Source organism: Ectothiorhodospira mobilis (assembly GCF_900114895.1).
In the GTDB taxonomy this organism is placed as follows: Bacteria; Pseudomonadota; Gammaproteobacteria; order Ectothiorhodospirales; family Ectothiorhodospiraceae; genus Ectothiorhodospira; species Ectothiorhodospira mobilis_A.
This window is the reverse complement of record NZ_FOUO01000006.1, coordinates 73,144-85,538: the sequence shown is the minus strand read 5'-3', so window position 1 is coordinate 85,538 and position 12,395 is coordinate 73,144. Positions and strand designations below refer to the sequence as shown.

General features: G+C 70.1%; 11 protein-coding genes. 6 read left to right on the top strand and 5 right to left on the bottom strand.

Annotated elements, in window-relative coordinates; genetic code table 11:
* Nucleotides 1-27 precede the first annotated feature (27 nt).
* Entirely contained in the window at nucleotides 28-1,020 is a 993-nt protein-coding gene (locus BM214_RS06310) for an aldo/keto reductase (RefSeq protein ID WP_090484644.1), read from the top strand.
* Between the two features lie 28 nt (nucleotides 1,021-1,048).
* On the opposite strand, the gene BM214_RS06305 is transcribed toward BM214_RS06310, so the two are convergent.
* The gene (locus BM214_RS06305; RefSeq protein ID WP_090484642.1) at nucleotides 1,049-1,600 is read right to left on the bottom strand and encodes a sugar transferase; all 552 of its coding nucleotides are present in this window, start codon (nucleotides 1,598-1,600) and stop codon (nucleotides 1,049-1,051) included.
* Nucleotides 1,601-1,846: 246 nt separating this feature from the next.
* Between BM214_RS06305 and BM214_RS06300 the strand changes: the two genes are divergently transcribed.
* The 3 genes from BM214_RS06300 (at nucleotide 1,847) to BM214_RS12990 (ending at nucleotide 4,940) form a co-directional block, all read left to right on the top strand.
* On the top strand, nucleotides 1,847-2,923 hold the full coding sequence (locus tag BM214_RS06300) for an alkene reductase (protein ID WP_090484641.1): 1,077 nt from the start codon (nucleotides 1,847-1,849) through the stop codon (nucleotides 2,921-2,923).
* Nucleotides 2,924-2,963: 40 nt separating this feature from the next.
* Nucleotides 2,964-3,635, top strand: a complete 672-nt coding sequence (radC, locus tag BM214_RS06295) for a RadC family protein (RefSeq protein ID WP_090484639.1) — start codon at nucleotides 2,964-2,966, stop codon at nucleotides 3,633-3,635.
* 87 nt (nucleotides 3,636-3,722) lie between these two features.
* Nucleotides 3,723-4,940: a prolipoprotein diacylglyceryl transferase gene (locus tag BM214_RS12990; protein ID WP_143096362.1), complete on the top strand. Its 1,218-nt coding sequence runs from the start codon at nucleotides 3,723-3,725 to the stop codon at nucleotides 4,938-4,940.
* 69 nt (nucleotides 4,941-5,009) lie between these two features.
* On the opposite strand, the gene BM214_RS06285 is transcribed toward BM214_RS12990, so the two are convergent.
* Entirely contained in the window at nucleotides 5,010-6,470 is a 1,461-nt protein-coding gene (locus tag BM214_RS06285) for a phospholipase D-like domain-containing protein (RefSeq protein WP_090484635.1), read from the bottom strand.
* Between the two features lie 110 nt (nucleotides 6,471-6,580).
* On the opposite strand from BM214_RS06285, the gene BM214_RS06280 reads away from it, so the two are divergent.
* Complete coding sequence (locus BM214_RS06280; RefSeq protein WP_090484832.1) at nucleotides 6,581-8,416, top strand: ABC transporter transmembrane domain-containing protein; 1,836 nt, start codon at nucleotides 6,581-6,583, stop codon at nucleotides 8,414-8,416.
* Here BM214_RS06280 and BM214_RS06275 read toward each other — a convergent pair.
* The gene (locus BM214_RS06275) at nucleotides 8,377-9,267 is read right to left on the bottom strand and encodes a universal stress protein (RefSeq protein ID WP_177217600.1); all 891 of its coding nucleotides are present in this window, start codon (nucleotides 9,265-9,267) and stop codon (nucleotides 8,377-8,379) included. The two genes, BM214_RS06280 and BM214_RS06275, sit on opposite strands and share 40 nt — an antisense overlap.
* 220 nt (nucleotides 9,268-9,487) lie before the next feature.
* On the opposite strand from BM214_RS06275, the gene BM214_RS06270 reads away from it, so the two are divergent.
* Entirely contained in the window at nucleotides 9,488-10,744 is a 1,257-nt protein-coding gene (locus tag BM214_RS06270; RefSeq protein ID WP_090484631.1) for a bifunctional alpha/beta hydrolase/OsmC family protein, read from the top strand.
* A gap of 98 nt (nucleotides 10,745-10,842) precedes the next feature.
* Here BM214_RS06270 and infA read toward each other — a convergent pair whose 3' ends face one another.
* Together infA and BM214_RS06260 are read right to left on the bottom strand one after the other, a co-directional pair.
* The gene (infA, locus tag BM214_RS06265) at nucleotides 10,843-11,067 is read right to left on the bottom strand and encodes a translation initiation factor IF-1 (RefSeq protein WP_090484629.1); all 225 of its coding nucleotides are present in this window, start codon (nucleotides 11,065-11,067) and stop codon (nucleotides 10,843-10,845) included.
* A 338-nt stretch (nucleotides 11,068-11,405) separates the two neighbouring features.
* The gene (locus BM214_RS06260; protein ID WP_090484627.1) at nucleotides 11,406-12,257 is read right to left on the bottom strand and encodes a DUF2726 domain-containing protein; all 852 of its coding nucleotides are present in this window, start codon (nucleotides 12,255-12,257) and stop codon (nucleotides 11,406-11,408) included.
* Nucleotides 12,258-12,395 lie beyond the last annotated feature (138 nt).

Genomic DNA, 12,395 nt, shown 5'->3' with positions numbered 1-12,395 from the left:
CCCACAACAACGCCAACAGGAGACCCCATGGAGACCACCACCCTCGCCCAACTTCCCCTCGAGGCCTCGCGCATCGCCCTGGGCACCTGGGCCATCGGCGGCTGGATGTGGGGCGGCACCGACGACGAGACCTCCATCCGCACCGTCCACGCCGCCCTGGACCAGGGCATCAACCTCATCGACACCGCCCCCGTCTATGGCTTTGGCAAATCCGAGGAGTTGGTGGGGGAGGCCATCCGCCGCCGTGGCAAACGCGACCAGGTGCTCATCGCCACCAAGGTAGGCCTGGAATGGACCCCCGACGAGGCCGTGTTCCGCAACGCCAGCGCCGGGCGCATCCGCACCGAGGTGGAAGACTCCCTGCGCCGCCTGCAGACGGACTACATCGACCTCTACCAGGTGCACTGGCCCGACCCCGTGACCCCCGTGGAGGAGACCGCCGAGGCCATGGCCCGGCTGCTGCAGGAGGGCAAGATCCGCGCCGTGGGGGTGAGCAACTTCAGCCCGGCGCAGATGGAGCGCTTTCGCCAGGTGGCGCCCCTGCACACCTGCCAGCCCCCGTACAACCTCTTCGAACGCGGCATCGAGGCGGACGTGCTGCCCCACTGCCGCGAGCACGGCATCCAGGTCCTGGCCTACGGCGCCCTCTGCCGCGGCCTGCTCAGTGGCCGCATGGGCCCCGACACCACCTTCCAGGGCGATGACCTGCGCCAGTCCGACCCCAAGTTCCAGCAGCCGCGTTTCGGCCAGTACCTGGCCGCGGTCCGCGCCCTGGACCGCTTCGCCCGGGAGCGCTTCGACAGCGACGTCCTGCACCTGGCCGTGCGCTGGCTCCTGGACCACGGCGCCGACATCGCCCTCTGGGGCGCCCGCCGCCCCGAACAGGTGGCCAGCGTGAACCGCGTGATGGAGGTGCAACTCACCGCCGAGGACCACGCCGAGATCGACCGCATCCTCGATGCCCACATCACCGACCCGGTGGGCCCCGAATTCATGGCCCCGCCCGCACGCGGGGGATAACTCGTATGGGATATGGAGACAGGGGCGATCATCCATCCCGGATCCGATCCCCAGTACCCCGCCCCAGGAGGGTCAGCAGCAGATACCTGAAATAATCCCTCGGGGTCAGTTGCAGCATCCGAGCATCGGTCTCTGCCAGTCTTTTGGGTTCGGACATGTCGATGCCGTTCACCTGGGCCAGACCCGTGATCCCCGGCCGCACGGCAAACACCCCACGCTGTTCCCGCTCACGGATCAGTTCATGCTGGTTGAACAGACAAGGCCGCGGCCCCACCAGGCTCATCTCCCCCTTGAGCACATTCCACAACTGCGGCAGTTCGTCCAGCTTGGTACGACGCAGGAAACGGCCAAAAGGCGTCACCGCCGAACCATCGGCCAGATGGGTGGCCACAGAGGCCGTATCCGGTTGCATGGTACGGAATTTGATCAGTGTGAACGGACGCTGCCCGCGCCCCACCCGGGTCTGCCGAAACAGGGGCGAACGCGTATCCACCCAGCCCAGGCCAGCCAATAACAGCAGCACCGGAAATCCGACGATCAACCCCAGGAGAGAAAACACCAAATCCAGAACACGAATCACGATCTTTCAAACACCCTAACCCACGAGAACCCATGAGGATGCCAGCCATCCAGGGCATCCGCCCCAAACCGCAACATACGTTGTCTTCACTGGCTAGAATACCACCAGATCCTCCCGATCCACGGTATTGCCTTCGGCCCTCTCCCATCGGCATCAACGGCCCTCCATCCCCGAAGACCTCCTGCTAGACTCAAGGCCATCGTATCCTACCCCCTTCTGGGTTCCACACGGAGAAGATGAAGCCCCATGTCCACGAAAGAGCACGATCTGTTTTCCCGGCTGTATGCCGGTGCCCTGGATCTGAAGAACCGCATCGTGATGGCCCCCATGACCCGCTCCCGGGCCGGGGAGGACGGCGTGCCGGGCGAGCACGTGGCCACCTACTACGCGCAGCGGGCGCAGGCGGGGATGATCATCACCGAGGGGACCTACCCCTGCCCCATGGGCAAGGGCTATGTGCGCACCCCGGGGATCTACACCGAGGCGCAGATGGAGGCCTGGGGGCGGGTGACCAAGGCGGTGCATGATGCGGGCGGGGTCATCGTGCTGCAGCTGATGCACGCCGGGCGCATCTCCGATCCCGCCTTCCTGCCGGACGGGGCCACACCGGTGTCCGCCTCGGCGGTGCGCCCCGAGGGGCAGTCCTACACCGACGAGGGTCCCAGGCCCCATGTCACCCCCCGGGCGCTGGAGGTGCACGAGATCCATGAGGTGATCGAGGATTATCGCATCGCCACGGCCATGGCCTTCCAGGCGGGGTTCGACGGGGTGGAGCTGCACGCCGCCTCGGGCTACCTGCCGGAGCAGTTCCTGTGCTCGTCCACCAACCGCCGCGAGGATGCCTACGGCGGCAGCGTGGAGAACCGGGCCCGCTTCATCCTGGAGCTGCTGGAGGCCATGACCTCCGTGCGCAGCGGCGACTACATCGGCATCAAGCTGGCGCCGGAGATGGGCTTCAACGACATCCAAGACGACAACCCCCAGGAGACCTACGGCTACCTGGTGGATCAGCTGGGGGATTTCCGTCTGGCCTACCTGCACGTGGCCCGGATCGGCAACCCGTCCACGGACTACCACGCCCTACTGCGGCCGCGCTTCCGGGGGGATGCCTATCTCGCCGGCGGCGGCCTCAGCCGCGAGTCCGGTGAGGCCATGATCCGCTCCGGCCAGGCGGACGCGGCGGTCTATGGCACGCCCTTCATCGCCAATCCGGACCTGCCGGAGCGCTTCCGCCGCAACGCCCCGCTGGCCAAGGCGGACCCGGACACCTTCTACACCCCCGGCCCCAAGGGCTATATCGACTATCCCACCCTGGACGGCTGAACGGACAGGCCAACAGGGCGGTCACGACACGGAGGTCATCATGCCCATCACCGACTGGCCGGCGCAGGAACGGCCCCGCGAGAAGCTGCTCAACCGGGGCCCCCAGGCCCTGTCCGACGCCGAGCTCCTGGCCATCTTCCTGCGCACCGGCGTGGCCGGGCGCACGGCGGTGGACCTGGCCCGGGACCTGCTCATCCGTTTCGGCGGCCTGCGCCCGCTGCTGCAGGCCGACGTGAAGGCCTTCTGCGACGCCCGGGGCCTGGGGACGGCCAAGTACGCCCAGCTCCAGGCGGTACTGGAGATGGGGCGGCGACACCTCTCGGAGCAGCTTAAGCGGGGGGACGCCATCACCTCGCCGGATCACACCCGGCACTATCTCGCAGCGCGGCTTAGGGATCACCCCTTTGAGGTGTTCGCCTGCCTGTTCCTGGACAACCGCCACCGGGTCCTGGCCTTCGAGGAGCTGTTTCGCGGCACCATCGACGGCGCCAGCGTGCACCCCCGGGAGGTGGTGCGCCGGGCCCTGCACCACAACGCCGCCGCCCTCATCCTGGCCCACAACCATCCCTCGGGGGTGGCCGAACCCTCTGCCTCGGACGAGGCCATCACCCGGCGCCTGAAGGAGGCCCTGGCCCTGGTGGACATCCGTGTGCTGGACCATATCATCGTGGGGGACGAACTCATCTCCCTGGCCGAGCGCGGCATGATCTGAGGGGGTCCGGCCACGGCGGGCTCAATCCCGGGCCGCTGCTGCCGTTAACCCGGGCAAGCGCACCGAATCCAACCCAAGGTGGCAACCATGGCAACGCGATCCCCGAGCCTGATGAAACTGGTCTCCCTCACCCGGGGCAACGAGGAGATCACCCCGCTGCTGGCCGACTACATCCAGCGCAAGTACCACGTGAAGGACATCTCCACCTTCATCTCCCAGCCCGTGGAGGGGGTGGAGGACAAGGACGCCCTCTACGAGCAGTGGGCGCAGTGGATCGAGGAGGACCAGCTGGAGAACTTCATGATCGACAACCCGGCCATCGAGGACACCCCCGCCGAACCGGAGCGGCCCGCCCTGCGGGCGGTGCCCTCCTCCGCAGAGACGGCCCAGGACACAACCCAGGGCGATGAAGAGCCCCCCATGGAGGACTCCGAGGCGGCGGAGGAGGCCCTGTTCCGCTCCCACATGGAGGGGGCCGAGGACCTGATGGCGGAGGCCGAGCCCCACGAGGAGGCCGCCCTCGCCGAAGCCATGGAAGAGGCCCGGGAGATGGAGGCGGCCCTGGACGAAGAACCCCCGGCCGAGGCGGCCCAGGCCGCGGAGGCCACCGACCAGGCGGCCGACGAGAGCATGGCCACCATGGCTGCAGAGGCCGGGGACGGCGCAGCCGAGGCCCCGTCCGAGGACGACGAGCTCATGGCCGCCCCCACGGCGCAAGGCGGGGATGCCCCGGCGGAATCCCAGGCTGAGGGGGAAACCGCCCAGGCCAGCGGGGACGAGGACATGGCCGCCCTGATGGCCGAGGCCGAAGGCCAGTCCACCGAGCCCCAGGCCCAGGAAGGCGCCCCCCCGCAGGAGGAAGGGGATCAGGCTGCCCCCCAGGAGATGCAGGGCGAAATGAAAGAAGAAGACGCCGCCCAGGCCGACGGGGATGACGGCATGGCCGCCATGGCGGCGGACATGGAGGGGCAGACCGAGGCCGCTCCCGAAGCGCAAGAGACCGCCGCGGCGATGGAACCGGAGGTGTCGCAGGCCTCCCCCGCCGAAGACGAAAGCCCCACGACAACAAACCCCCAGGAGAACGCCATGCCCCTGCAGACCCAGCCCGCCGCCGAAGCCACCCCGTCCGCCGCGGAGGCGGGACCGAATGGGGGCGTGGAAGGCGCCATCCGCGCCCTGGTGCAGGCGGAACTGCAGCAGGAGATCGCCCGCATGCCCCAGCCGGAGCCGCCGGTGTCCGAGGACCGCATCCGGGAGATCGTGCGCGAGGAGGTCCGGGCCCTGCTGCGCAACATCCTCTCCTGAACCGGGAGAGGGGCAGCGGCAACCAGGACCGGGGAAGGCACCACCCCGCCCGAGCGGGCGGGGAACCCGTCAGAGATAGGGGGTCATGAGGCGGGCCACCCCGTCCCGCAGGCGCACCGGCAGGCTGCGGGCGTCCACCTCCTCCAGGGTCACCTGCCGGGCCCCGGCCAGGCGCCCATCCGCCCACTCGGTGAGGGACCGGGCCAGATCCGCATCGTAGCACTCCATGTCGAATTCGAAGTTGAGCCGCAGGCTGCGGGGGTCCCAGTTGGAGGAGCCCAGCAGCACCCATTGCGCGTCCACCACCAGGAGTTTGGTGTGATCGAAGGGGGGCGGTGAGAAGGCGATGCGGCAGCCCCGCTCCAGGAGCTGCCAGTGCAGGGCCTGGGAGGCCCAGTGCACCAGGATCTGGTTGTTGCGCCCCGGCAGCAGGATGTCCACCCGCACCCCCCGCAGGGCAGCGGCGTTGAGGGCGGAGATGAGCACCTCGTCCGGCAGGAAGTAGGGGGTCATCAGAACCACCCGCTCCCGGGCCTCCGCCAGGGCGGTGTGGATCAGCTGGCGCAGGGGGTCGCGGTGCTCGTCGGGGCCGTCCACCACGCCCCGGGCCAGGGCCGGCCCCACGTGGGGCAGCGGCGGGAAGAAGGCCTCCCCTTCCAGGGTCTCGCCGCAGACGAAGTGCCAGTCCTCGCAGAAGAGGGTCTGCATGTGGGCCACCACCGGCCCCTCCACCTGGAAGTGCAGGTCGCGGATGGCGCCGCGGTCCGCATCGCTGCGGCGGTGCCCCTCGCGGATGTTCATGCCGCCGGTGAAGCCCAGGCAGCCGTCCGCCACCAGCAGCTTGCGGTGGTTGCGCAGGTTGATGGCCCCCAGGCTGCGCGGCAGGTGCATGGGCAGGAAGAGCTGGGCATCCACCCCCATCTGGCGCAGGGCGCGGACGGCGCTGCGCCGGCTGTAGCGGGCCCCCACGCCGTCGATGAGCACGCGCACGGCCACGCCCCGGGCCGCCGCCTCCCCCAGGGCGCGGATGAAGGTCTCCCCGGTGGGATCGAAGTCGAAGATGTAGGTGGACAGGCTGATCTGCCGCTGTGCCTGGCCGATGGCCTGGAGCATGGCCGGATAGGCCTCGTTGCCGCCAAAGAGGGGCTGGATGCGGTTTCCGGGAGTGAGGTTGAAGGGGCTCAGGGCGTCCCCGGCCCGGGCCAGGCGCTGCCAGCGCTCCGGCACCAGCAGGGCCCCGTCCATGGGGGCGGGTTCCCGCGTCCCCGCCTGCGGGCGCAGGGCGCGGGCGGTGCGGGCGATGCGGTTCACCCCCAGCAGCCAGTAGAGCACCGAGCCCAGCAGGGGCAGGAGCATGATCAGGCCCACCCAGGCGATCACCGCCCGGGTATCCCGCTTGTAGATCACGGCGTGCCCGGCGCTGTACACGGCGAAGGCGAAAACGCCCAGGGCGGCGCCGCTGGCCACCAGGGCCGACCAGTCGGACACGGGTACTTCCCCCTCGATTCCATGCGCATGGGCCTTGACCATAACAGCTTCCCGACGGCCCCTGAAGCCGGGACCTGGGGGCGTCCCCCGCGGGGGATCCCCCGGACCTGCTAAGATGGCGGCCCTGTCCCTCCCCCTTGATCGGAGATGCCGTGTCCGAACATGCCACTGAACTCAGCGACCGCCCCACCAGCCTGAACCTGCGGGTGCTCTGGCGTCTGGCCGGGTTTGCCCGTCCCCACCTGGGGCGGATGATCGCCGCGGTCGCCGCCCTGGTGGCGGGGTCCGGGGCGGTGCTGGCCTTCGGCGCCGTGCTGCGGGTGGTCATCGACCGGGGCCTGAGCGCGGGGGATCCGGATGCCCTGAACCAGGGCCTGTGGCTGCTGCTCACCGTGGTGGGGGTGATGGCCGTGGCGGTGGCCCTGCGCCTGTACCTGGTCACCTGGATCGGGGAGCGGGTGGTGGCGAACCTGCGCCGGGCGGTGTTCGAACGGGTGCTGCGCCTGGACCCGGGGTTCTTCGAGATCACCCGCACCGGCGAGGTGATCTCCCGGCTCACCACGGACACCTCCCTGGTGCAGGTGGTGGTGGGCTCCACCCTGGCCATCGCCGTGCGCAACGCCCTGCTCTTCGCCGGGGGCCTGGCCATGATGGCCGTCACCAGCCCCAAGCTCACCCTCTGGGTGATGCTGGGGGTGCCCCTGGTGTTCATCCCCATCTGGATCCTGGGCCGGCACGTGCGCCGCCTGTCCCGGGAGACCCAGGACCGGGTGGCGGACATCGGCGCCTATATCGACGAGGCCCTCTACGGCATCCGCACGGTGCAGGCCTTCTGCCACGAGGCGGTGGATGCCGTGCGCTACGGGCGCCAGGTGGAGCGGGCCTTCGACGCCGCCATCCGGCGCACGCGGGTGAGCGCCCTGCTCAGCGCCGTGGTCATGCTGCTGGTGTTCACCGCCATCAGCCTGGTGCTGTGGACGGGGGGGCACGACGTGCTCCAGGGATACATGACCAACGGCCAGCTGGCCGCCTTCGTCTTCTACGCCGTGCTGGTGGCCGGGTCCGTGGGGGCCCTGAGCGAGGTCATCGGCGAGCTGCTGCGGGCCGCCGGGGCCGCGGAGCGCCTCATGGAACTGCTGGACACGGAGCCGGCCATCGCCCCGCCGGCCCGGCCCGTGCCCCTGCCGGAACCCCCCGAGGGGCGGGTGGCCCTCTGCGATGTGGTGTTCCGCTACCCGTCACGGCCCGAACCGCCGGCCCTGGCGGGGGTGAGCCTGGACCTGGCCCCCGGGGAGAAGGTGGCCCTGGTGGGGCCCTCCGGTGCGGGCAAGTCCACGGTGATGCAGCTGCTGCTGCGCTTCTACGACCCGGAGACCGGCGGCATCCGCTTCGACGGCGTGGACCTGCGCCAGGCGGACCCCGCCGCCCTGCGCCGGCGCATCGCCCTGGTGCCCCAGGACGCGGTGATCTTCGGCGCCGATGCCTGGGAGAACATCGCCTTCGGGATGGAGGGGGTGGACCGGGCGCACATCCGCCGCGCCGCCGACGCCGCCCATGCCAGCGAGTTCCTGGATCGTCTGCCGGGGGGCTTCGACAGCCACCTGGGGGAACGGGGGGTGCGCCTCTCCGGCGGGCAGCGCCAGCGCATCGCCATCGCCCGGGCCATCCTGCGGGATCCCGCCCTGCTGCTGCTGGACGAGGCCACCAGCGCCCTGGACGCGGAGAGCGAACGCCTGGTGCAGGAGGCCCTGGAACGGCTCATGGAGGGGCGCACCACGCTGATCATCGCCCACCGCCTGGCCACGGTACGCAAGGCGGACCGCATCGTGGTGATGGACCAGGGCCGCATCGTCGCCTGCGGCACCCACGAGGAACTGGTGGCCCAGGGCGGCCTCTACGCCCGCCTGGCGGCCCTGCAGTTCCGGGACGCGGGCGGCGGGGAGGGGCCTCAGGTGCGCACGAGCAGGACGTCCGCCCCCTTGACCTGATGCACCACGCGGCGGGCCACGCCCCCCAGGAGGGCATCCGCCAGCCGGTTGCGGCCGTGGGTGCCCATGACCACCAGCTGGGCGTCCCATTCGTCCACGGCCTTTTGCAGCTCGTCCGGGGCGTAGCCCATGCGCAGCTGGCCCTGCACCCGGTCCGGATGCACGTCGGCGTTGAGCAGGAAGGCGTCCAGTTCCTGCTGGCGCTCGGCGCGCACCTCCGCCTTGATGCGGTCCACCTCGCTGCGCTCCACGCGGTTGCGCAGGACGTTGTCCAGGGCGTCCAGGTTGTACACGTGCAGCACGCGCAGGACCTGCTCCGGGACCAGATCGGCGGCCAGCTGCAGGGCCGAACGGGTGCGCTCGGAGAAGTCCGCCGGCACCAGGACGCGCTCGTAGGGACCTTGCGCCGGGCGCTTGACCACCAGCACGGGGAGGTCGGTATGATGCACCAGGTTCAGGGTGGTGCTGCCCAGCAGCACGTCGTGCACCCCCTGGTGGCCGTGGGACCCCACCACGATCAGGTCCGCGCCCCAGCCCCGGGCCTCCTTCAGGATCTGCCGGTAGCCCTGGCCCTGGATGCAGTGGTACTCGATGCCGCCGTCCTCCGGGGCGCCAAGGCCGCGCATGTGTTCCACCAGGGCCTGCTCCGTGGCCTCGGTCAGGTCGGTCATCATCTCCCCCGACCGGCCCCGCAGATGCGCCATGACCGCCTCGTTCACGTCCGGGGCGTTGACCACCGTGAGCACCTGCAGACGGGCGCCGTGATCCCGGGCCAGCTGCAGGGCGCGGCGGCCCGCCGCCTCGGCGCCGGGGGACAGGTCGGTGGCATGGAGGATCTTTTCCAGGGGCATGACGTGGATCTCCGCCGCGGCGCCGCGCGGGATGCGGGGACCGCGGATGGGCTGGATGGTTCGGTCTCCATTCAGTGTCGCACAGTTTGGGAGAGTTTCAAGCGGGACGCGGCCTGGCTGCTCATGGGCATCGCCCGCCGCGGCCCGCTGCCCGCGGAGCCCGCGTCCTGATCTTCTGCCCCATACACAGGCCCCCTCACCGTCACGCATCGGAGGTGTCATGTCCCCGCATCAGAATCCCATCCGCTTCACCGGCGCCCACGGCACGCAGCTCTCGGCCCGCCTGGACCTGCCCGAGGGCCCGCCGCGGGCCTATGCCCTGTTCGCCCACTGCTTCAGCTGCTCCAAGGACGTGCTCGCGGCGGTGCGCCTGAGCTCGGCCCTGCGCTCCCACGGCATCGCCCTGCTGCGCTTCGATTTCACCGGCCTGGGCAACAGCCAGGGGGACTTCTCCAACACCAACTTCAGTTCCAACCTGGAGGACCTGCGCCGCGCGGCGGACTACCTGCGCCGCGAGCACCAGGCACCGCAGATCCTCATCGGCCACAGCCTGGGGGGCGCGGCGGTGCTCTCCGTGGCGGGGGAGATCCCCGAGGTGCGGGCCGTGGCCACCATCAACGCCCCCAGCGACGTGGCCCATGTGACCCATCTCTTTGGTGAGACCCTGGAGACCATCAAGTCCCAGGGCACGGCGGAGGTCTCCCTGGCGGGGCGCACCTTCCATATCCAGAGGCAGTTCATCGAGGACCTGGACAACCACCAGGTGCTGGACAAGGTGGCCCAGTTGCGCCGCCCGCTGATGATCTTCCACTCCCCCCAGGACCCGGTGGTGTCCGTGGAGCATGCGGCGCGGATCTACAAGGCGGCCAAGCATCCCAAGAGCTTCGTCTCCCTGGACCGGGTGGACCATATGCTCACGCGGCCGGAGGACGCCAACTACGTGGCGGCCATGCTCACGGCCTGGGCCGCGCGCTTTCTGGACCCGCAGCAACCGGCGGTGGAGAAGGGGGATGTGCTGTCGGCGGAGAACGGCGCCGGGGACTACGCCCAGACGGTGCAGGTGGGCCCCCACCGCCTCACGGCGGACGAGCCGGAGGCCAAGGGGGGCAATGACCTGGGGCCAAGCCCCTATGAACTGGTGATGGCGGGCCTGGGGGCCTGCAGCAGCATCACCCTGCGCATGTACGCCCAGCGCAAGCAGTGGCCGCTGGAGCACGTGGCGGTGCGGGTGCACCACGATGAGGTGGACGACCCCCAGGCCGCCCCCGGCACCCGGCCCCGGAAGATGGACCGGTTTCAGCGGGAGATCCTGCTGGAGGGGGACCTGGATGCGGAGCAGCGCAAGCGCCTGCTGCAGATCGCCGACCGCTGCCCCGTGCACCGCATGCTCCGCTCCGGGGCGCTGATCGAGTCCAGGCTGCGGGAGGCCCCGTCCGGGGCGGGTACGGATGCAGGGGAAGAGGATCCGGGGGCATGACCGCCCCCGCGCCACGGGCCGCGCCGGGAGGGAACCCGGGGCAGCGGCAACCCCCATCCCGGGGGCGGGGCGATCCCGTCGCCGGGGAGGGCGGGGGATCAGTGCTTGTAGCGGTAGCTGATGCGGCCCTTGGTGAGGTCGTAGGGGGACATCTCCAGCTTCACCTTGTCACCGCTGACGACGCGGATGCGGTAGCGGCGCATCTTGCCGGAGGCATAGGCCTGCACATGCACGCCGTTGTCCAGTTCCACCTTGAAACGCTGGTCGGGCATCACGTCGGTGACGGTGCCTTCCATCTCGATGAGATCTTCTTTCTTCGCCATATCAATACCTCTCTGGGGCCCGGATCGGGTCCGTTGTGCCTCGGCCCGGGTCCTGCTTTGGGGTGAATCGGAATGTCGGCCGGCACCATGCAACCGCGCCACCGGGGATCTCCGGGGTGCGAGCGGGCCGCGCCTGCGGTGGCCCGGTGCGGGGTACGGATGGATGGCCCGGGGACACGCGGGCCTGTCCTGGGGTGCCTTCGGCTCGAGGGAGGAGGAAGGGCGGCACCCGGGGCCGACCGCATACTCTACGCTTCGGAGGACACAGTATACATGAATCGTCAAGGCCTTTCAGGTCCGGGAAGCCCCCGGACCCGAAAGGCCCCGCCCGCAGGGGATCAGGCCCCGGTACCGGAGGAACCCGCAGGTCCGGCCGACGAAGCGGTCGAAGACGAGGGGGTGGAGGAGGGAGTCGCGGGGGCGGATGCCGCCTTCTCCGGGGCGGCCCCGGCAGGGGCAGTGGTCTCGTCCGCGGCCTTGCCCGCCTTGGCATCGCCGCCCGTGCCCCCGCTGGCGGGGGCCGCCGCGGCTGGACTGCCGCCATCCGTACCCTGGGCGGCGGCGCCGGTGGCGGCCGGGGCCTTCTTGGCCGCGCCCCCAGCGGTGGCGGTCCCCGTGGTGCCCTGGGCGGCCTTCGCTGCCTTTGTGGCCTTTGCGGCCTGTTTCGCCTTGCGCGCCTCGGCCCGTTCCTGTACCTCCCGGAAGGCCTCGTCCACCCGGGCCTTCACCCGGGCCTGGGTGATGGGCTGGTCGGTGCGGATCCGGGCCAGGGGCAGTTCCAGGTGCTCGCAGACCTCCGCCAGGAAGCGGTCGGGGTCATGCACCTGCCCCTTGCGCTCGCCGCTGCGGCAGCGCACGGCGCAGGAGACATCGAAGGCATCCTTGCCGCAGAGGACGAAATCGAACTGTTCGTGCCGGATGCGTTCCTCCGCCGCCTCCATCAGGGGCTGGTCGGGGGTGGGCTTCACGGCCACCACATCCTGGGCGTTGACCTTGGGGAGCACGCGGCGCTCGTTGCCGTACTCGGCCTCCAGGGCCTGGAGCACCTGGGCCTCCGTATCCGAGAGCAGCCGCTCGCGCTTCTCATAGCATCCGGAATGGGGCGGGGGCAGGGCGACCCGGGCGTTGTAGTAGCTGTAGAACATCACCGCGGTGCCAGCAAAGATCAGGACAAGGATTGCTTCCACCATCTGAACATCCCTCCGTCGGATTGGGTGTCATCCGGGAACGGGGCCGGTTGTTCTCGGGTTCGGACCATTTCCCGGTAACTGGGGCTGGGCCACAGGAGCGCAGTCAACCGATTTTGGGGGGCGGGAAGACCCAATGAC